Genomic DNA, 20,126 nt, shown 5'->3' with positions numbered 1-20,126 from the left:
AGCTCCCACATTTTGATTAGTGGCGGTAAGTAGATCCGGTGTGTTGTTCGGGCAGGCGCGCGGTGTTGTGGAAGACTTTCTCTCTCAGCGTGCCGGTCTCATACGCAGTCTTGTACGACCCACGCTTCTGCAACTCCGGTACCACCAGCTCAATGAAGTCCACATAACTTTCCGGCGTCACAATCCGCGTCAGGTTGAACCCATCCAACCCGGTCTCACTGATCCACGACTCCAACTCATCCGCCACCTGTTCAGGCGAACCCACCAGGGTGATATAGCGTCCCCCGAGGGCGTGTTGTTCGAGCAATTTGCGCCGGGTCCAGTCGTTGTTCTGCAAGTTCTTGGTGGCCGATTGAATCGCGTTGCTCTTCACGTACTGGATCGGTTCGTCCAATTCGTACTGGGCAAAATCAATCGCCGTCGACGCCGAAAAATGCGCCACACCGGCCTCTGCGCTGGCATAGCTCAGGTACTCGGCGTGCTTGGCCCAGGCTGCCTCTTCAGTGGCGCCAACGATCACGTTGAGGCCCATGAATACCTTGATGTCGTCTGGGTTTCGCCCGGCCTCGACGGCGCTGGCGCGCACCTTGTCCACCTGCACTTTGGTGGATGCCTTGTTCTGCCCGCTGATGAATACGCACTCGGCATGCCGCCCGGCGAACAGCAAACCACGGTCTGAACTGCCGGCCTGGAACAGCACCGGCGTACGCTGCGGCGAGGGTTCGCACAGGTGATAGCCCTCCACCTGATAAAACTCACCATGGTGCTCGACCTTGTGCACCTTGCCCGGCTGCGCGTAGACCCGCACCTGTGGGTCGTTGACCACGGCGTCGTCTTCCCAGCTGCCTTCCCAGAGTTTGTAGAGCACCTGCAGGTACTCATCTGCCTGGTCGTAGCGGCGGTCGTGTTCGACTTGCTCGGTGAGGCCCATGGCCTTGGCGGCGCTGTCGAGGTAGCCGGTGACGATGTTCCAGCCCACCCGGCCACGGCTCAGGTGATCCAGCGTGGACATGCGTCGGGCGAACAGATACGGCGGCTCGTAGGTGAGGTTGGCGGTGAGGCCAAAGCCCAGGTTTTTAGTGACCGCCGCCATCGCCGACACCAGCAGCAACGGGTCGTTGACCGGCAGTTGGATCGACTCTTTGAGCGGTACGTCGATGGAGTTTTGGTAGACGTCGTACACGCCAACGATATCGGCGATGAACAGGCCGTCAAACAACCCGCGCTCCAGGATCTGCGCCAGTTCGGTCCAATACTCGATGGTCTTGTATTGGGTGGAGGTGTCCCGTGGGTGGGTCCACATGCCGTGGTTGATATGCCCGATGCAGTTCATGTTGAAGGCATTGAGCAGGATTTTTTTCTTCGCCATCAGATAGTCCCCCGCAGCGGCGGGTTTTCATCGTTGAGGTAGTAATTGCCGACCGCGTGGTACTTCCAGCGCACCGGGTCGTGCAGGGTATGCACGCGGGCGTTGCGCCAGTGGCGGTCCAGGCCGTGTTCGGCGAGCGTCGCCTGGCTGCCGGCCAGTTCAAACAGGGTGCTGCCGGCGGCGAGGGAAATCTCGGTGCTCAGGGCGCGTACTTCGGCCACCGCAATCGAGGCGGCGGCGACGGATTCGGCATTGCTGTCGGCTTGGGCGCGGTCGAGAAACTCCCCTGCACGTTCCAGCAGCGCTTCGGCGGCGTGCAGGCGGATGCTCAGGTGGCCGAAGCTTTTCAGGGTCAGCGGGTCTTCGGTGGCCTTGTCGTTACCGGAATCGATCCATGGGCGGGTCTTGGTGCGCACAAAGTGCAGCGCATCTTCAAAGGCGGCGCGGGCGATGCCGGTGTCGATGGCGGCGTGAAGAATCTGTGCCAGGGGACCGACCGTGGTCGGGCGTTCGAAGGCGCTCTGGAACGGGATCACGTCTTGCGCCGCAACCCACACGTTATCGAACACCACCGAACCGCTGCCGGTGGTGCGCTGGCCGAAGCCGCTCCAGTCGTCGATCACGCTCAGGCCTTCACTGTCGCGGGGCACGAAGGCCAGTTGCTGCACGCCGTGTTCATCCACTACCGAGGTGGGGATGCGTTGGGCGTAGATCGCGCCGGTGGAGTAAAACTTGCGGCCGCTGATGCGAAAACCGTCGCCGTCGCGGGTGATGGATGTGACGCGGTCATGGGCGGTTTTGGTGCCCAGTTCTGCCAGGGCATTGCCGAAGCGCTGGCCGGCGAGTACTTCGGCGTACAGGCGCTTTTGCTGCGCCGGGCTGCCATTTACGCGCAGTACTTCGAGGGCATAAAAATGGTTCTGCGGGATCTGGCCCAACGAGGCATCCGCCTGGGCGATCAGCGCAATGACCTTGGCCAGGATGACGTTGGACACGCCCGCGCCGCCATATGCCTTCGGCACACTGATACCCCACAGGCCAGAGCGGGAAAACACATCCAGTTCAGGCAAGGGCAGGCGGCGTTCGCGGTCGCGCTGGGCGCTGTCGCGGCGCAAATCTTCGGCCAGGTCGCTGGCGACAACAAGGGCTTGTTCGTCGCTGGTAATGACCGCGACGTTAGGGGAAAAAGTCATGGGTTTCTCCAGATGTCTGGTCGGTCAGATCCAGGAATGACGAGCGGGAAGGGTGCCGTTGAGCCGATAGGCACCGATGGCGTGATACTTCCAGCGCACCGGGTCGTGCAGGGTGTGCACCCGGGCGTTGCGCCAGTGACGGTCGAGGTTGAATTCGGCGAGGGTGGCGCGGCTGCCGGCCAGCTCGAAGAGTTTTTCGCTGACCAGCAGCGACACTTCGGTGGTCAGCACTTTGGCTTCGGCCACTGCAATCGACGCGCGGGCAGCGGATTGCGCGGTGATCGGCGCGGCGCTGACTTGATCCAGTACCTGGCCAGCCTTGCGCAACAGCGCTTGGGCGGCGTGCAACTCGATCTTGAGCTTGCCAATGTCGGCGATCACATACAGGTCATCGCTGGCGCGCTCGACCTTGGCGTCGACCCACGGGCGCGAGCGCTCACGGACGAAAGCGATGGTGTCGTCCAATGCGCCACGGGCAATCCCGGCGTCAATGGCGGCCTGGATCAGTTGCGAGACGGCACCCTGGATATTCGGGGTTTCGCCGATGCGCCAGTTTTCGACTACCAGCTCAGCGTCCACTGGCACCTGGTCCAGCAGCACAGTGCCACTGGCGGTGGTGCGTTGGCCAAAGCCCGACCAGTCGTCAACGATGCGCAGCCCTTCGGTGCCACGGCGCACAAACGCCATGACCTGCTTGCCGTCATCGTTCAGCGCCTTGACCGCCACCCAGTGGGCGAACAGCGCGCCGGTGGAGTAAAACTTTTGGCCGCTGACGACGTAGCCGTCACCCTCGGCGGTGAGGCGTGCCTTGAGCTCCAGGGTGTTTTTGGTGCCACGTTCCGGGCCGCCATTGCCGATGCGCCAGCCGTCGAGGACGCTCTGGAACAACTGCTTTTTCTGGCGCTCGGTGGCCGCACCCTGCAACAGGTGCAGGATGCCGAAATGGTTCTGCGGAATCTGGCCCAATGCCGGGTCAGCCGCGCTGATAATCGCGAACACTTCGGCCAGGGTCACGAACGAGACCTGCGGGCCGCCGTATTCACGGGGAATGGAAATACTGCCCAGCCCACTGCGGGTGAACTGTTCGATCTGCGCCCACGGCAGCTTGCGTTGCTGATCGCGCTTGGCGGCTTGCAGGCGTGCAGCCTGGGCCAACTCATGGGCGGCGTTGAGGGCCTCGGCGTCGTTGCGCAGCACGACGGCTGGCAACAACAACGGGGCAACATCCACATCACTTTGGGGGGGTGTTAGAGCCAAGTTAGACATCAGCGCCGCTCCTTGGCTGCACGTAATGCCCTGGCGTTATGCACCGGGGTAATTCTGACCATACCGACCTCGCATTCAATGAAATAAAAACAAAAAAATCAGAGATGTCCGGTGGTCCGGTGTATATACCCTAAGCTTGTTAAATATTTAAATAAACGTGCTTTTTGGAATAAGCATAGAAGGGGGCTTACCCCGGTTCACAGGGGGAGCCGAGGGGGCGGGGTTGGTAGATCAGCGCCATCCCGGCCGGGCGGGCTGGCGCTGCGCAGGCAATGCGCACGGTGCGCGCTGTTGCCCAGCGCGAATTGTTACCGACGCAATCCAGAATGCAGTAGGTCACCTCCAGACGGCAGTCATCACCGGCTTCGATGATCACGGTGGAAGGGACCCAAACCTGAATCGCCTGGCCGACATCCTTGGCCTGGACCTCTGGCAGGTCCAAGCGCGCATCGCCCCAACGCAGGGTGATGGCATCGCCCGTGCTCATGTTCAGGTAAGGCTCGATGGTCAGCGGGATACCGCGCCGCACCTGATTGGCGTTGACGCCATAACGGCGGATGGTTTCAGGCAGGCCCACGGGCGCCAGATTCTGGTTTTCATCGCTGTGCAGGAGCAAAGGCTGACCACCGGGATAATTGGTTTTTATATGCACCCTGGTGACGGCTGAATGCGCAGGGCCGTGGCCGACCTGCATGACCCGATAATGCACCTGGGCTGCGCCATCCAACACAAAGCTCTCTGGCACGCGCAGGTGGATGGGGTCGCCGACCTTGCACGCGCTCACTTTGCGCGAGGCGGCAAAACAGTTGTTCCAGAACAACTCGATCAGGTCACCTTCATCCATGCTGGAGTAGGGCGCGATATCGACCTGCAACTGGGCGGCCGCCAGGGCATTGATGCCATTGCGAAGGGCCTGGGGCAGCGTTGGCGCGGCGAGCGGTGTGTGCGTCATAAGTCATCTCCTTGATGCAGCCAGCGGCAATCGTTCAGGCCTTTGGCGCGGGGGCGCGTGGGGGGCCGAAAAGCACGATTCAGTGAATAGCCGGGGATAGGATCCAATCCTCTGGGCGTTAGATAAGAGGGTTGGTCAAGGAGCGTCAATGGGGGCAAAAGGCTAAACGGCGAGTTGGGGTAGATTCAGAAGGGTCTGACTGGCGCGGGGATATTAAGGTGGGGATGGCGGGAAGTTTTATAGGCTGGAATGAGCATCCCCTGTCGGAGCGCGCTTTATGTGGGAGCTGGCTTGCCTGCGATGCAGACGCCTCGGTGTATCAGTCACGCCGTGGTGATGCTATCGCAGGCAAGCCAGCTCCCACACAAGCCAGTTCTCACCGGTTCATGGCGCTCAGTGCGCCAGGAATTTGCTCAAAAACTGCTTGGTGCGTTCTTCCTTGGGGTTGGCAAACAACGCTTTGGCTTCGCCTTGTTCGACGATCACGCCCTTGTCGAAAAAGATCACCCGGTTGGCCACATCCCGGGCAAAGCTCATCTCGTGGGTGACGATGACCATGGTGCGGTTTTCTTCAGCGAGGCTGCGGATGGTCGCCAGTACTTCACCCACCAGCTCCGGGTCGAGGGCCGAGGTGGGTTCGTCGAACAGAATCACCTCCGGTTCCATGGCCAACGCACGGGCAATCGCCACGCGCTGTTGCTGGCCGCCAGAGAGGCGCCGGGGGTACGAGTCCTCCTTGCCTTCCAGGCCGACCCTGGCCAGCAGCTTGCGGCCCAGGGCGACAGCGGCGTCGCGCGGCATCTTCTTGACCACGGTAGGGCCTTCGATGACGTTTTCCAGCGCCGTGCGATGCGGGAACAGGTTGAAGCTCTGGAACACAAAGCCCACGTGCTGGCGCAGGCGTCGCACCAGGCTGGCCTGCTGGTTGATGGGCTTGCTGGTGTCGATCTCGATATCGCCCACCTTGATGCGACCGCTGGTGGGTTGTTCGAGAAAATTCAGGCAGCGCAGAAAGGTCGTTTTGCCGGAACCGCTGGGGCCGATGATGGCGATGACTTCGCCTTCCTTGACCTCCAGGTCGATGCCGTTGAGCACCACCTGGCCCTTGAATTGTTTGGTCAGTTTTTCAACCACGATCATGCTTCAAGACTCCAGGTCGTGCCGGTTGACCCGGTCTTCCAGACGATTTTGCAAATGCGCCAGGATGCTCGCCAAAATCCAATAGATCAGGGCGGCGGACAGATACATGGTGAAGATTTCGAAGGTACGCGCAGACACCAATTGGGCCTGGCGGAACAGCTCGGGCACTTGGATGGTGGCGGCCAGTGCGGTGTCTTTTACCAGCGAAATAAAGCTGTTGCCCAACGGCGGCAAGGCCGTGCGCATGGCCTGCGGCAGGATGGCCCGGCGCAGGGTCTGCGCACGGGTCATGCCGATGCTGGCCGCTGCTTCCCACTGGCCGCGCTCGATGGAAGCGATGGCGGCGCGCAGGATTTCACAGGCGTAGGCGGCCATGTTCAGCGAAAAGCCGATCATGGCGGCCGGGATCGGGTCCAGCTCGATGCCCACTTGTGGCAAGCCGTAGTAGATCAAAAACAGCTGCACCAGCAAGGGCGTGCCGCGAAAGAACGACACATAGACTCGGGCGGTCCAGCTCAATAGCTTAAAGCGCGACAGACGCATCAAGGCCAGGCCGAAGCCCAGCAGCAAGCCGAAAAACATCCCGCCGAGGCTGAGGATCACCGTGTAATACGCGCCCTTGAGCAGAAAGGGCGCGGAGTCCAGCGCGAGTTGGAAACCTGCTTCCATTATTGAGTGACGTCAGCGTTGAAGTACTTCTCGGACAGCGTCTTCAAAGTGCCGTCGGCGCGCAGCTTGTCGAGGGCTTTGTTCACCGCGTCGAGCAGTTCAGGCTCGCCTTTGCGCAGGGCAATACCGGCTTCCTGACGGGAGAAGGCGTCGCCGGCGACCGACGTGTCCTTGGCTTTCTTGGCGTATTCCAGGGCGGCCAGGCGGTCGATCAGGATGGCGTCGATACGGCCGATGCGCAGGTCCTGGAATTTGGTTGGGTCATCGTTATAAGTCTTGATGATGGCTTTGGGTTGGTTGTCCTTGAGCCATTGCTCGTAGTTGGTGCCCAGGCCCACACCGACTTTCTTGCCAGCCAGGTCGTCGGCGTTCTTGATGGTGCCCACGTTCTTGGTCAGCACCAGTGCTTGAATACCGGAGACGGTGTAAGGCTTGGAGAAGTCGTACTTCTTCTTGCGCTCCTCGGAGATGGTCACTTGGTTGACCACGGCGTCGAGGCGCTTGGATTCCAGGGCCGCGAGAATGCCGTCCCATGGAGTGGCTTGCAGCTTGACCTTCACGCCCAGCTCTTTGGCCAACGCTTCGGACAGCTCCACTTCAAAACCGCTGAGCTTGCCGCTTTCATCGACAAAGCTGAACGGTGGGTAGGTGCCTTCCAGGCCGATCTTGATCTCGCCCGCTTTCTTGATGCTGTCCAACTGCTCGCCCGCAACGGCTTGGCCGATCAGGCCAGCGCCGAGTGCGAGGCCCAAAGTGCCAACCAACAACGTGCGACGGAATACAGAAATAGTCATGAAGAGCCCCTGTGTTTTTTGTGTTGTGCGAAGCAGGTGACGCGGTAGTCGTATCCTGCCTTAAAGCGCGTAGCGCGTCTTCGCCTACGGCGCGATGATAAAGCGGGTTTTTAAGACTTGAAAATAATATAAATCTAATTTGATATTCCATTATCGAATATATGGAGGCTCTCATGTGGGAGGGGCTCCCGGTTTCCTCAGTTGAAGGCTGAGTTGTAGGCAAACAACGCCGGTGCCCCGCCGGTATGCAGGAAAATGATCGGCCCATCCTCAAACCGTTGACGCCCGATACCATCCAACAACCCCGCCATGGCCTTGCCAGTGTAGACCGGGTCCAGCAGCAGGCCTTCCTGGCTCGCCAACAGCTTGACTGCCGAAAGGGTGCCGGCATTCGGTTCGCCGTAGCGTGGGCCGAAATATTCGTCCCACAGGATCACCTTGAATGCCTCGGGAATCGCCACACCCAGCAACTCGGCGGTGCGCTCGGCCAAACCCTGGACTTTCGGGCGCTGGGCTTCATCGGTGCGGGACACCGTGACACCGATCACCGGCAAGTCCGGCAGCACTTCGCTCAGGGCCAGCGCCAGGCCGCTGTGGGTGCCCGCGCTACCGGAGGCGAGCACCACGGCTGCGAATTCGATGCCGCTGTCTTCGATTTGCGCGGCAAGCTCCAGACCCGCGCGCACATACCCCAGCGCGCCAAGGGCGTTGGAACCGCCGATCGGCACCAGGTAGGGTTTCTTGCCGTTGCTGCGCAGGCGGTCGGCCAGGGCGTTGAGTTGTTCATCAACGTTGTCGAGGTTTTCGACCAATTCCACTTTGGCGTCGAACAGCTCCAGCAACAGGCGGTTGCCGTTGGCCAGGTAGTTGGGGTCTTCGGTGCCGGTGGGGTTTTCCAGCAGGGCGACGCAGCCCAGGCCGAGCTTGGCGGCGATAGCGGCTGTCTGGCGCACGTGGTTGGACTGAATCGCGCCAGCCGTCACCAGGGTGTCGGCGCCTTGGGCGATGGCATCGGCCGCCAGGTATTCGAGTTTGCGCAGCTTGTTGCCGCCCATTGCCAGGGGCGTGGTGTCGTCGCGCTTGACGTAGATATCCCTGCCCAACCAGGCCGACAGCCGCTCGAGTTTTTCCAGGGCAGTGGCGCCGCCCAGCAGTTCCAGACGGTTAAAGCGGTCGAGCTGTTGTTTGATCATGGCTACGCACGGTTATTAATGGATGGGGCGACTATAGGCACGCACTTTTCATCGGGCAACCGCCAATCGCTTATGTCTGGCAGTTCTTAGCATCGCACCATTGGTTCTTAAGGAAGGCCGGGGTGCATACCGTAAAGTGATGGCCATTTCGTCAGGAGTGAATACCGTGAGTGAGCGTTCCAGCCATTGGCAATTACAGACCATCGTCAGCCAGCTGCGCGGCGCGCGAGACCAGTGGCGAACGCGCAATGGCCGTTTGAGCGGCGAGCATGGCGGCCGCGAGTTGCCGTCGCGCGAGGCGGTGGCGCAGATTCTCGAAGCGCTGTGCGGTGCCTTGTTTCCGATGCGCCTGGGGCCGGCAGATTTGCGTGAAGAAAGTGAAGACTTCTACGTCGGCCACACCCTGGATGTGGCGCTCAACGCCTTGCTCGCCCAGGCCCGCCTGGAACTGCGCTACGCCGCCCGCCAAGGCGCCAAGGACGACAGCGAAGTCGATGCGCTGGCCATCCGCTTGATCCAGGATTTCGCCCTGGCGTTGCCGTCTTTGCGCAGCCTGTTGGACACCGACGTGCTCGCCGCCTACCACGGCGACCCGGCCGCCCGCAGCGTCGATGAAGTGCTGCTGTGCTACCCCGGCATCCTGGCGGTGATCCATCATCGCCTGGCGCACCATTTGTACCGTGCTGGCTTGCCGCTGCTGGCGCGTATCAGTGCAGAGATCGCGCATTCGGCTACCGGCATCGACATCCACCCGGGCGCGCAGATCGGCCCGAGTTTCTTTATCGACCACGGGACCGGTGTGGTGATCGGCGAAACCGCGATCATCGGCGAGCGTGTGCGCATCTACCAGGCGGTGACGTTGGGTGCCAAGCGCTTCCCGGCGGATGAAGATGGGCAGTTGCAGAAGGGGCACCCGCGTCACCCGATTGTCGAGAATGACGTGGTGATCTACGCCGGGGCGACAATTTTGGGGCGTATCACCATCGGCCAGGGTTCGACCATTGGCGGTAATGTGTGGCTGACCCGAAGCGTGCCGGCGGGGGCGAATATTACCCAGGCCAATTTGCAGCATGACGATGGCACCCAAAAGTAAGCCGAACACACACTCAATGTGGGAGCTGGCTTGCCTGCGATAGCGGTGGATCAGCACCTTATGTGTGGCTGACACACCGCTATCGCAGGCAAGCCAGCTCCCACATTTTAAATGCATTCCAAATTTGAGCCGTTTTTAGCCAGCTATTGCTGAACGATTTGTCATCCAGACCCGTCATACCCTTCCTTGAGCTAGTGTAGGTACTACCTACCACTCAGCCCTGCGATTAGTCCCAAACCGCCTATCCATGTTTAACTTGAACACTCGTTCAAGTTAAACCCGGTGGTTCGCTGCCCGCTCACAACAGGAGGCTTACCTTTGCTGAGTCCGTTTTTTACAGCCACATTCCCAACCCTCGGGGTGCATCGTTCATGAGTGCATCGTCCACCCCCTCCAGTGGCCTGGTGCGCATGAATGCGCCGGTCTTCTACTTCGCTGCAACGTTTATTTTGCTGTTCGGCATCACTGTCATCGCTATCCCGCAGCAGGCCGGTGCGTGGTTGTTGGCGGCGCAAAACTGGGCGGCCAATACGGTCGGCTGGTACTACATGCTGGCGATGACCCTGTATCTGGTCTTCGTGGTGGTCACCGCGTTATCGGGCTACGGCAAGATAAAACTCGGTGCCGACCACGACGAGCCCGAATTCAGTTACTTGTCCTGGGCAGGCATGCTGTTTGCCGCCGGGATCAGCATCACGCTGTTTTTCTTCTGCGTCTCCGAGCCGTTGACTCACTTGGTGCAGCCGCCTCAAGGCGCACCGATGAACGCCGACGCCGCACGCCAAGCCATGCAGATTCTGTTTCTGCACTGGGGCCTGCACGGCTGGGGCGTGTTCGCGTTTGTCGGCATGGCCCTGGCGTACTTCGCTTACCGGCATAACCTGCCGCTGGCATTGCGTTCGGCGTTGTACCCGCTGATCGGCAAGCGCATCAACGGCCCCATCGGTTACGCGGTGGATGGCTTCGGCATCATTGCCACGGTGTTCGGGCTTGGTGCGGATATGGGCTTTGGCGTGCTGCACCTCAACTCCGGCCTGGACTACCTGTTTGGCATTGCCCACACGCAGTGGATTCAGGTCGGGTTGATCACCTTGATGATGGGCGCCGCGATCATCGTTGCAGTGGCCGGCGTCGACAAGGGTGTGCGGGTGATGTCCGACATCAACATGTTGTTGGCCTGTGCGCTGCTGCTGTTTGTGTTGTTCGCCGGGCCCACCCAGCATTTGCTCAACACCTTGATCCAGAACATCGGTGACTACCTGGGCGCGTTGCCGACCAAGAGTTTCGACGTTTACGCCTACGACAAACCCAGCGACTGGCTGGGCGGTTGGACGGTGTTTTACTGGGCCTGGTGGATTGCATGGTCGCCGTTTGTGGGCCTGTTTATTGCGCGTATATCCCGTGGTCGTACCATCCGCGAATTCGTGTTTGGCGTGCTGCTGATCCCGCTGGGCTTCACCCTGGCGTGGATGTCGATCTTCGGCAACAGCGCCATCGATCAGGTGCTCAACCACGGCATGGCGGCACTCGGTCAGTCGGCCATCGATAATCCATCGATGAGCCTCTACCTGCTGCTGGAAACCTACCCATGGAGCAAGGCCGTCATTGCGGTCACGGTGTTTATCAGCTTCGTGTTCTTCGTCACTTCGGCCGACTCCGGCACGGTGGTGCTATCAACACTGTCGTCCAAGGGCGGTAACGCCGATGAAGACGGGCCGAAATGGCTGCGGGTGTTCTGGGGTGTGATGACCGGGCTGGTCACCAGCGCGTTGTTGTTCGCTGGCAGTATCGACTCGCTCAAATCAGCGGTGGTGCTGACCTCGTTGCCGTTCTCGATGATTTTGCTGCTGATGATGTGGGGGCTGCACAAGGCGTTCTACCTGGAGTCGCAAAAGCAGATCGCCCAGTTGCATTCGCTGGCGCCAGTTTCGGCGGCACGCAAAGGTCGCGGTGGATGGCGTCAGCGTCTGAGCCAGGCCGTGCACTTCCCGTCGCGGGACGAGGTGTACCGCTTCCTCGAATCGACGGTGCGCCCGGCCATCGAAGAAGTGACCGCCGTGTTTGTCGAGAAGGGCCTGAATGTTAGGACCCAGCCTGACCCGTCCAATGACAGTGTCAGCCTCGAAATCGGCCATGGCGAGGAACATCCGTTCATCTATCAGGTGCAGATGCGCGGTTATTTCACGCCATCGTTCGCCCGTGGCGGCATGGGTTCCAAGGAGCTCAACAACCGCCGCTACTACCGGGCGGAAGTGCACTTGGCCGAGGGCAGCCAGGACTACGATTTGGTGGGTTACACCAAGGAGCAGATCATCAACGACATCCTTGACCAGTACGAGCGGCACTTGCAGTTCTTGCACTTGGTGCGCTAGCCGAAAGCTCAGTCAAAAACCTCGCAAAGCCCCGTTCTACGGGGCTTTCTTAAATTTAATTTCATCCGTCCAACCCCGGTTTTGACGCGCAACTGTCATCTGGCCACTGCGTAATTGTGTGAAGCGTTTGACGCTTTCATTTCAGTACAGTGACGGAGACCGGTAACAATGAAGATGTTATTAAGCCCCATGGTAGGTGCCGCCATGGCGAGCTTTATGCTGTCCGCCCACGCCGACTTTATCGATGACAGCCATGCCGATGTGACCCTGCTGAACCGCTATCTGAACCAGCAGGGGCGCGATGTGGTGAACAGCAATGCCAAGGCCCACAGCATTCGCGATTGGGGCCAGGGTTTCGAGTTCAACTTCAAGTCGGGCTACACCGAGGGGCCAGTGGGTTTCGGTCTTGATTTGCAGGCGTTCTACGGCTTGAAACTGGACTCCGGCGGCGACCTCAATGACAAGGATCACCAAAGCCGCTACCCCGGCAGCATGTTCCCGCTGGACGACGGCAAATCCGCCGACCAGTTCGGTGTACTCAGCCCTACGTTCAAGATGCGTTTTGCCAAGGATGAGCTGCGCATCGGTACGCTGTACGGCAACAACCCGGTGCTGGCCAACACCGACGGCCGCCTGTACCAGCAGACCAATACCGGCGTGCAATTGGTGTCCAAAGACCTCAGCGATTTCACCTTCACCGGTGGCGATATCTTCAAGACCAAGATCCGCAACGAGACCGGCGACCAAGGCATGATCACCGCGGGTGGCACCAAAGAAAGCGACCGCTTCCTGTTCGGCGGCGCGGACTACACCGGCATCCAGAACACCACGGTGAGCCTGTGGTATTCCAACCTTGAGGATTACTACCAGCAGTTCTTCCTCGGCGCCAAGCGTCACGACGCCTTATCGGTGGGCGCAATCGACACTGATATTCGTGTATTTCGCAGCCTGGGTGTGGGTAGCAATGCCGCTGGCGACAAAGACTATGCCGCCAGCGGTCTCTATGAAGACGGCGTGAATAAAGGGCGCATTAACCAAACCACCGCCAGCCTGCTTGAGAGCTACAGCCTGGACGGCCATACCGTCGGCCTGGGCATCCAGAAGAACAGCGGCGACAGCGACTTCCCTTACCTGGACTCCGGCCTCAACAGCGGTGATAACCGCCAAGGCCCAGGCTCAGGCGCCGACACCCCGGCACTCACCAATATGCAGTTGAACAAATTCCAGCACGCTGGCGAACGCACCTGGCTGGCGCAGTACAAATACGATTTGGGCAGGCTTGGCCTCACCGGACTGACGTTCTCCGCCGCCTACGCCCACGGCGACGACATCCGCACCACACAGGGCAATACCAGCGAATGGGAGCGCAACGTTGCGGTGGCGTATCAAGTGCCAGCAGGCACCCTCAAAGGCCTGGGTGTGACTTGGAAAAACGCCCACGCCAGCCCCGATATTAGCGGCGCCACCGTGCAGGATGAAAACCGCTTTTATGTCAGCTATGTCGTTCCACTCTGGTAGGCAATTGCTGTAAAACGAAAGGGCAGACTTAAGCGATTCAGCGGGTTAAAAGGCCTGGGAATAACCTTATTCCCAGGCCTTATTAGCCCCAAGCCCAGAGAGGATTCGATGACGTACATTGCTGCCGAAAACCGCTATGAATCTATCCCGTATCGCCGCGTAGGCCGCAGTGGATTGGTGCTGCCAGCACTGTCCCTCGGCCTGTGGCACAACTTTGGCGACAGCACCCCGATCGACACCCAGCGCGCCCTGTTGCGCACCGCGTTCGACCTGGGTATCAACCACTTCGACCTGGCCAACAACTACGGCCCGCCGTACGGCAGCGCCGAGATCAATTTCGGCCGTTTGCTGCGCGAAGATTTCAAGCATTACCGCGATGAATTGATCATCTCCAGCAAGGCCGGTTGGGACATGTGGCCAGGCCCTTACGGCCAGGGCGGCGGCTCGCGCAAATACGTATTGGCGAGCCTGGACCAGAGCCTGCAACGTCTGGGCGTCGACTATGTCGACATCTTCTACTCCCACCGTTTTGACGCCGACACCCCCTTGGAAGAAACCGCCAGCGCCCTCGCCACTGCCGTGCAACAAGGCAAGGCGTTGTACATCGGTATCTCCTCGTACTCCGGGGTGAAAACCCGCGAAATCGCTGCCCTGCTCAAAGAGTGGAAAGTGCCGCTGCTGATCCACCAACCGGCCTACAACCTGCTCAACCGCTGGGTGGAAAAAGACCTGTTGGACACCACCGAAGAACTCGGCGCCGGGGTGATCGCGTTCACGCCGCTGGCCCAAGGTTTGCTGACCGACAAATACCTCAACGGCGTACCGGCAGATGCGCGGGTGAACCGTCCGGGCGGTGGTTCGTTGCAGGCCAAGCACTTGTCTGAAGAGAACATTGCTCACGTGCGTGCATTGAATGAAATCGCCCAGCGTCGTGGCCAGAGTTTGGCGCAACTGGCACTGGCCTGGACCCTGCGTGATCCGCGGGTGACCAGTGCGCTGATCGGTGCAAGCCGGCCGGAGCAGATCATTGAAAACGTCGGCGCGTTGAAGAACTTGAGCTTCAGTGCTGAAGAGTTGGCGGAGATCGACCGTTTTGCCCAGGAAGGCGGGATCAACCTGTGGGAAAAGCCATCTACCGCTGAGTAACCTGTAGCACTCGGTCAATGTGGGAGGGGGCTTGCTCCCGATGGCGGTGGATCAGTCAGTCAATCCTTCTCTGACACACCGCTTTCGCGAGCAAGCCCGCTCCCACATTTTGAACGTCGTCAGTCTTTAGAACGGTACGTCGCCCAGGATTGTCGCCCGGTGCATCACGCGCCGCTGCGGTCGGTAATCATCCACCGCGTAGTGCTGGGTCACGCGGTTGTCCCAGAACGCTACGTCGTTTTCCTGCCAGCGCCAGCGGATGGTGAATTCAGGGCGGGTGGCGTGAGCGAACAACAGCTTCAAAATCGCTTCGCTTTCCGCAGGTTCCAGTTCGTTGATCCTGGTGGTAAAGCCATCGCTGACGAACAGCGATTTTCGCCCGCTCACCGGGTGCGTACGCACCACCGGGTGGGACAACGGCGGGTTCTTCTTGCGGGTTTCTTCCCAGCGGGCGAGGTCTTCGGCGGTGTTGCCAAAGCGCTCCAGCGGGAAGGATTTGGTGAAGTCGTGGGTAGCGGTGAGCCCGTCGAGCAAGTGCTTCAACGGCTCTGACAGCGCCTCATACGCGGCAATCCCGCTGGCCCACAACGTGTCGCCACCAAACGCCGGCAACAGCTTGGCACTGAGTACCGCACCGAGCGCCGGGGTGGGCAAGAAGGTCACGTCGGTGTGCCACACGGCATTGTCGCGCACGTCGGTGACGGCAGTGTCGAGGATCAGCACTTCGGGCTGTTCCGGCACGTTGGGGTAGATCGGGTGAATGTGCAGGTCACCGAAATTCGCCGCGAAACGTGCTTGCTGTTGCGGGGTGATCGGCTGGCCGCGAAAGAACAGCACCGAGTGCGTGAGCAACGCCTGCTCGATGGCGTCGCGCTCTTCAATGCTCAACGGTTGGGTGATGTCGACGCCACTGATCTGGGCGCCCAAGGCGGTGCTTAATGGGGTAACGGTCAGGCTGCTCATGTGGTTCTCATTACTCAATGTGCCTGGCCATGCCAGGGCACCAATTTACGCTGCAGGGCACGCAGGCCCATTTCCATGGCGAAGGCGATTAACGCGATGACCAGGATGCCCAGCACCACCACATCGGTGACCAAAAACTGCGCCGCCGACTGCACCATAAAGCCCAGGCCGCTGGTGGCCGCGATCAGTTCGGCGGCAACCAAGGTGGACCAACCCACACCCAGGCCAATGCGCACGCCAGTGAGGATGTCGGGCAGGGCGCTAGGCAGGATCACGTGGCGAATCAATTGGGCGCGGGTCGCGCCCAACGATTGCGCCGCCCGCAACTTGGCCGGGTCGACGGTGCGCACGCCGGTGGCGGTGGCGATGGCAATGGGCGCAAAGATCGCCAGGTAAATCAGAAGCACTTTGGACAGCTCGCCAATGCCGCACCAGATCACGATCAATGGCAGGTAGGCCAGCGGCGGGATCGGCCGGTAGAACTCGATCAAGGGGTCGAGCACGCCACGGGCAATGCGGTTGGAACCGATGGCAATGCCCACCGGCACTGCGGTCAGTACGGCAAAGCCCAGGCCCAGGCCGATTCGGCTGAGGCTTGCGGCCAAATGTTGCCACAGCGTGGAGTCCATATAGCCGCTGGTCGCCAGCAGCCAGCCTTTTTGCAGCACGGCAGAGGGCGGCGGCAGGAACAGGGGTTCGATCAAACCGGTGGCGGTGACGGCCCACCAAAGAGCGAGCAAGGTGGCCAGGGTCAATACACTGATCCAGCGGGTACTCAAGCTGCGACGCACCGGTATAACCGCGTGCACCACCGGCTTGGCGGCGAGTTCGTAGCTGCTCATGCGGACACCTGCCGTTGGGAGAACACTTTGCCCAGCACGTGTTCGCGGGTTTCGATAAAGCGCGGGTCGGACTTGATCGCCCGCGCCGATTCGCCGGCGGCATAGCGCTGGCCGAAGTCCAGGCTCAGGCGTTCGACGATCTGCCCCGGGTTGGGCGCCAGCAAGATCAAGTCAGTGGCGAGGAATACCGCCTCTTCGATGTCGTGGGTAATCAGGAACACCGGCTTCGCCGTGCGCCGCCAAACTTGCAGCAGTAGCGCCTGCATCTGTTCGCGGGTGAAGGCATCGAGGGCGCCGAAGGGTTCGTCCATCAGCAATACGCGCGGGTCGGCAGCCAACGCACGGGCCAGGCCGACGCGTTGCTTCTGGCCACCCGAAAGCTGCCAGATACGCCGGCTGTCGAAGCCAGCCAGATCGACCAGGGCCAACATTTCCTGGGCGCGCACTTCTCGCTGCGCCTTGGGCACACCCGCCAGTTCCAGGCCAAAGCCCACGTTGGCCAGCACGTCCTGCCAGGGCAGCAAGGCGTCGTCCTGGAACACCACGCCACGCTCGGCGCTGGGGCCTTTGACCGGCACGCCATCGAGGGTGATGCGCCCGGAAGAGGGTTCGACAAAGCCGGCGATCAGGTTCAACAGCGAAGTCTTGCCACTGCCGGACGGGCCAAGGGCCACCAGCAATTGCTGAGGCCCCAGATCGATTGAGATGTCAGACAGTACCGGTTGTGTGGCGCCTGGGTACTGTGCGCTGATGCGCTCCAGCTGTAGCAAGGCCATCGCGATGAACTCCTGATCAGTTGGTAATGAACTTGGCGCTGACGTAAGGCGCGTAGTCCGGCAGCACGGCATCGACCTTGCCTTGTTCCTTGAGGAACGCAGCGGTATCGGTCACGGCCTTGGTGGTCGGTGCGCCCAGCAGGGTCACTTGGTCAGCGGCCAGCGGGTAGACGTTGCCTTGCAGCAGCAGTGGGATATCAGCGGCCTTGGCGCCGGAGAGTTTCACCAGTTTGTCGACGTTGCCTTTGTCTGCGAGCCAGGCTTGTGGGTCTTTGCGGTAGGCGGCGTAGGCATCCAGAGTGACTTTGGCGAAGGCTGTGACGATTTCCGGGTGCTTCTCGGCAAAATCCTTACGCACGATCCAGGCATCGAAAGTCGGTGCGCCAAACTTGGCCAGTTCGCCGGAGGTGATCAACACCTTGCCGTTTTCCTTGGCTACGCCGAGGGCTGGGTCCCATACGTAGGTGGCGTCGATATCGCCGCGTTTCCAGGCGGCGATGATCGCCGGTGGCGCGAGGTTGAGGATGGTGACTTTGGACGGGTCGATGTTCCAGTGTTTCAGCGCAGCCAGCAGGCTGTAGTGGCCGGTGGAAACGAAGGGCACGGCGATTTTTTTACCGATCAGGTCCTGTGGGCTGTTGATGCCCGAACCGTTGCGCGCCACCAGGGCTTCGGCGCCGCCGATCTGGGTAGCAACGAGGAAGGTTTCTACCGGTACTTTGCGGGTGATGGCAGCGGTCAGCGGGCTGGAACCGAGGTAGCCGATCTGCACGTCGCCGGACGCGATGGCGGCGATGATATCGGCGCCATTGTCGAATTTGCGCCAGTTGATCTTGGCGTTGGTGGCTTTTTCATACGCGCCGTCGGCCTGGGCGACTTTGGCCGGGTCTACGGTGGTCTGGTAAGCAATGGTCACATCCGCCGCCTGGGCAAACAGGCTGGCACCGGCCAGGGACAATGCGGCCAAGAGGCGCAGAGGGGTCAATAGTTTCAAGGGGAAGCTCCTCAATCAGGCGGCCGAGGGTCGGCGTGTGAGGAGACTAAATGATCTAAGAACTCGAAAATAAATAACATTTTCGAATTAGCTTAGTAGAAGAAGGGTAGTAGCAGGTCTTCAATTCAATGAGGGCAAATGTGGGAGGAGGCTTGCCCCCGATAGCGGTGTATCAGTCACCTATTCATTGACTGACACTCAGCTATCGGGGGCAAGCCCCCTCCCACATTTGACCCCATTTCAACAGGGCAATTGTCAGTTGCTGATTGCGAGGATGCTGGCCTGGTACGACCCTACGAACACATCAAAATCACCCACTTCGTTCTGCTCCAGCTCCGCCTGTTGCGCCAGCGATTTACGCGCCAGCTCTTCAAAACGTGCCTGCTCTTCAGCCGGCAGCGGCTCCTTGCGGAAATGCTCGGCATGCACCTGGCTCTGGTGCAGGGAGAACTGCGCAAAACTCTCTTTACGCTCGGCCATCGCTGCCAGCACCTGGGCCGACGGCGTCAGGGACGAATCCTTGACCTTCGCCAACTGGGCGTCCAGCGCCTGGCTGTGCTCGCTGATGCCGTGGCTCTCATCGAGCAAGGCGGCTAGCGGTGCGATTTTTTCCAGCAGCTCGGCGGCCCATTCCTTCATGTCCACAGGCTGGCCATCGCGCTGCAATTGCAGGCCCGGTCGGCGACCTTCCTTGACCACGCTGAGGAAGTTGGACGTGGCGTTGCCGCACTCGTTGCTGGCGAACAACGGGCTGTCGTTCAGCGCGCAATACAGCAGGAACGCATCGAGGAAGCGCGACTCTTGCAAGTCGATACCCATCGGCAGGAACGGGTTGATGTCCAGGCAACGCACTTCGATGTACTGGATGCCACGGGCCACCAACGCCTGGATCGGCCGCTCGCCGGTGTAGGTCACGCGCTTGGGGCGAATGTTGGAGTAGTACTCGTTTTCGATCTGCAGGATGTTGGTGTTGAGTTGCACCCACTCACCGTCCTGATGGGTGCCGATTTCGACGTAGGGCGCGTAGGGCGTTGCCACCGCTTCGCGCAGGCTGTCGGTGTAGCTGGCCAGGTCGTTGTAGCACGGGGTCAGGCCGGCCTGGGCGTTGCTCTGGTAACCCAGGTCGCTCATGCGAAGGCTGGTGGCGTACGGCAGGTACAGGGTGTCGGCGTCCAACACTTCCAACTGGTGCGAGCGACCACGCAGGAAACCCGCGTCCAGGGCCGGCGAGGCACCGAACAAGTACATCAGCAGCCAGCTGTAGCGGCGGAAGTTACGGATCAGCGCAATATAGGCATCAGACTGGAAGTCGCGGTCGGTGCCGACAAACCCTTCGGTCTCCTTGAGCAACGGCCACAGCTGTTCCGGCAGGGAAAAGTTGTAGTGAATGCCGGCAATGCATTGCATGGTCTTGCCGTAACGTAGGGCCAGGCCCTTGCGATACACGTACTTGAGCTGCCCGATATTGGAGGTGCCGTAGTAGGCAATCGGAATATCTTCCTCGGCCGGCAACGGGCACGGCATCGACGGGCTCCACAGGTACTCGGTGCCGAGCTTGCTGTAGGCAAAACGGTGGATCTTGTCGAGGCTCCCCAACGTGTCGGCCGGTTTGGGCAGGGCGGGAGTGATGAACTCCAGCAGCGACTCCGAATAGTCCGTGGTGATCTGTTCGTGGGTCAACGCGGCGCCCAGGGCTTCGGGGTGCGGCGTTTGTGCCAGGCGACCCTCACCGGTGACACGCAGGCATTCGCGCTCGATGCCGTGCAAGCATTGCTCAAGCAGAGAGAGGTGTTCGCGCTTGCCGAGCAGGGCCAGGCGGCGGTTGAGAAGTTCGCTCAAGTTGGAT

The 20,126-nt window shown here is 60.5% G+C and carries 17 protein-coding genes; 4 read left to right on the top strand and 13 right to left on the bottom strand.

Translation table 11 applies throughout. The features are described 5' to 3' along the window. Positions 1-16 precede the first annotated feature (16 nt). From ICY20_RS11400 to ICY20_RS11365, 8 genes are all read right to left on the bottom strand, one after another. Positions 17-1,369 (bottom strand): LLM class flavin-dependent oxidoreductase, encoded by a 1,353-nt coding sequence (locus ICY20_RS11400; protein ID WP_194937506.1) that lies wholly within the window; start codon positions 1,367-1,369, stop codon positions 17-19. Continuing rightward, a complete protein-coding gene (locus ICY20_RS11395; RefSeq protein ID WP_194937505.1) occupies positions 1,369-2,562 on the bottom strand; it encodes an SfnB family sulfur acquisition oxidoreductase in 1,194 nt (397 codons plus the stop codon). Before ICY20_RS11395 ends, ICY20_RS11400 begins: the two co-directional genes overlap by 1 nt. A 24-nt stretch (positions 2,563-2,586) precedes the next feature. Next, positions 2,587-3,828 (bottom strand): SfnB family sulfur acquisition oxidoreductase, encoded by a 1,242-nt coding sequence (locus ICY20_RS11390; protein WP_159960810.1) that lies wholly within the window; start codon positions 3,826-3,828, stop codon positions 2,587-2,589. 187 nt (positions 3,829-4,015) lie between these two features. Beyond that, positions 4,016-4,780, bottom strand: a complete 765-nt coding sequence (locus ICY20_RS11385) for a hypothetical protein (RefSeq protein WP_159960812.1) — start codon at positions 4,778-4,780, stop codon at positions 4,016-4,018. Between the two features lie 393 nt (positions 4,781-5,173). Next, positions 5,174-5,920, bottom strand: coding sequence for an L-cystine ABC transporter ATP-binding protein TcyN (gene tcyN / locus ICY20_RS11380; RefSeq protein WP_159960814.1), 747 nt, complete (start codon positions 5,918-5,920; stop codon positions 5,174-5,176). 3 nt (positions 5,921-5,923) lie between these two features. After that, complete coding sequence (gene tcyL / locus ICY20_RS11375) at positions 5,924-6,589, bottom strand: cystine ABC transporter permease (RefSeq protein ID WP_003187646.1); 666 nt, start codon at positions 6,587-6,589, stop codon at positions 5,924-5,926. Continuing rightward, entirely contained in the window at positions 6,589-7,383 is a 795-nt protein-coding gene (gene tcyJ, locus ICY20_RS11370) for a cystine ABC transporter substrate-binding protein (protein ID WP_194937504.1), read from the bottom strand. The genes tcyL and tcyJ overlap by 1 nt, the downstream gene beginning before the upstream one ends. Before the next feature lie 197 nt (positions 7,384-7,580). Further along, a complete protein-coding gene (locus ICY20_RS11365) occupies positions 7,581-8,576 on the bottom strand; it encodes a D-cysteine desulfhydrase (protein ID WP_194937503.1) in 996 nt (331 codons plus the stop codon). A gap of 166 nt (positions 8,577-8,742) precedes the next feature. Between ICY20_RS11365 and epsC the strand changes: the two genes are divergently transcribed. The 4 genes from epsC (at position 8,743) to mgrA (ending at position 14,705) form a co-directional block, all read left to right on the top strand. Beyond that, positions 8,743-9,669 (top strand): serine O-acetyltransferase EpsC, encoded by a 927-nt coding sequence (epsC, locus tag ICY20_RS11360; protein ID WP_159960822.1) that lies wholly within the window; start codon positions 8,743-8,745, stop codon positions 9,667-9,669. Positions 9,670-10,079: 410 nt separating this feature from the next. Beyond that, a complete protein-coding gene (gene betT / locus ICY20_RS11355) occupies positions 10,080-12,041 on the top strand; it encodes a choline transporter BetT (protein ID WP_194937581.1) in 1,962 nt (653 codons plus the stop codon). A 189-nt stretch (positions 12,042-12,230) separates the two neighbouring features. Next, the gene (locus ICY20_RS11350) at positions 12,231-13,559 is read left to right on the top strand and encodes an OprD family outer membrane porin (protein ID WP_194937580.1); all 1,329 of its coding nucleotides are present in this window, start codon (positions 12,231-12,233) and stop codon (positions 13,557-13,559) included. Positions 13,560-13,667: 108 nt separating this feature from the next. Continuing rightward, positions 13,668-14,705 (top strand): L-glyceraldehyde 3-phosphate reductase, encoded by a 1,038-nt coding sequence (gene mgrA / locus ICY20_RS11345; protein ID WP_049710594.1) that lies wholly within the window; start codon positions 13,668-13,670, stop codon positions 14,703-14,705. Positions 14,706-14,831: 126 nt separating this feature from the next. Here the strand turns inward: mgrA and tauD are convergent, their stop codons facing one another. From tauD to gshA, 5 genes are all read right to left on the bottom strand, one after another. Further along, positions 14,832-15,668 carry a taurine dioxygenase gene (tauD, locus tag ICY20_RS11340; protein WP_194937502.1) on the bottom strand — a complete coding sequence of 279 codons (837 nt, stop codon included), beginning with the start codon at positions 15,666-15,668 and terminating at the stop codon, positions 14,832-14,834. A gap of 14 nt (positions 15,669-15,682) precedes the next feature. Then, the gene (gene tauC, locus ICY20_RS11335; protein ID WP_159960828.1) at positions 15,683-16,510 is read right to left on the bottom strand and encodes a taurine ABC transporter permease TauC; all 828 of its coding nucleotides are present in this window, start codon (positions 16,508-16,510) and stop codon (positions 15,683-15,685) included. Further along, the gene (gene tauB / locus ICY20_RS11330; RefSeq protein WP_159960830.1) at positions 16,507-17,286 is read right to left on the bottom strand and encodes a taurine ABC transporter ATP-binding subunit; all 780 of its coding nucleotides are present in this window, start codon (positions 17,284-17,286) and stop codon (positions 16,507-16,509) included. The genes tauC and tauB overlap by 4 nt, the downstream gene beginning before the upstream one ends. Positions 17,287-17,302: 16 nt before the next feature. Further along, complete coding sequence (gene tauA / locus ICY20_RS11325) at positions 17,303-18,280, bottom strand: taurine ABC transporter substrate-binding protein (protein ID WP_194937501.1); 978 nt, start codon at positions 18,278-18,280, stop codon at positions 17,303-17,305. 255 nt (positions 18,281-18,535) lie between these two features. Next, positions 18,536-20,119 (bottom strand): glutamate--cysteine ligase, encoded by a 1,584-nt coding sequence (gene gshA / locus ICY20_RS11320; protein WP_194937500.1) that lies wholly within the window; start codon positions 20,117-20,119, stop codon positions 18,536-18,538. Between the last annotated feature and the right edge of the window lie 7 nt (positions 20,120-20,126).

The organism is Pseudomonas pisciculturae, from assembly GCF_015461805.1.
GTDB lineage: Bacteria > Pseudomonadota > Gammaproteobacteria > Pseudomonadales > Pseudomonadaceae > Aquipseudomonas > Aquipseudomonas pisciculturae.
Note: the sequence above shows the minus strand (reverse complement) of the source record. Positions and strands in the feature narration are given on the sequence as shown.